The organism is Paenibacillus lignilyticus (assembly GCF_017942085.1).
In the GTDB taxonomy this organism is placed as follows: domain Bacteria; phylum Bacillota; class Bacilli; order Paenibacillales; family Paenibacillaceae; genus Paenibacillus_Z; species Paenibacillus_Z lignilyticus.
On record NZ_JAGKSP010000067.1, the window covers coordinates 1 to 519 of the forward strand.

Annotated in this window: 1 protein-coding gene; it reads left to right on the top strand. The window is 71.5% G+C overall.

Annotation, left to right across the window (positions count from 1 at the left end; genetic code table 11):
* Positions 1–146: 146 nt before the first annotated feature.
* Positions 147–519: hypothetical protein (locus tag I8J30_RS32730; protein WP_210664511.1), on the top strand; the 373-nt coding region annotated here is incomplete at its 3' end.

Genomic DNA, 519 nt, shown 5'->3' on the forward strand with positions numbered 1-519 from the left:
CCGCCGCCCCCCACACCCGTGGTGCCCCCGCTGCCCCCGGCCCTCCTGCATGTCAAGTGTCCCCCCCTCACACGGCCCCACCGGCCGTCACCTGTCAGACCCGACGGTGACCCGCGCCCGGAGGGAGGCTGACGGCATGCCAGGCGATGGCCGGGCTCGTAGCTCTGGCGCTCCCCGCCTCCCCGGCCGCTGCGGCGCCGGGGGTCTCCTCAGGGCCGACGGCCGCAGTCCACAGCGCGCAGAGCGACGAGGCAAAGGCTCTGGCCAAGGCCACTGACACGGGCGACCCCGTAGAGGTTCTCTCGCAGCGCACCGAAACCTCCCAGGTGATCGCCAACCCGTCGGGTACCTTCACCCAAGACGTGTACGCCACACCGCAGTGGACACAGCAGGACCACACACTCGTCCCCATCGACCCGACCCTGACCAAAGGGTCGGACGGCCGTATCGCGACGAAAGCGACGACTGTCGCAGTGCCGTTCACGGAGGGCGGCAGCACCCCCATGGGCACCGGCGAGC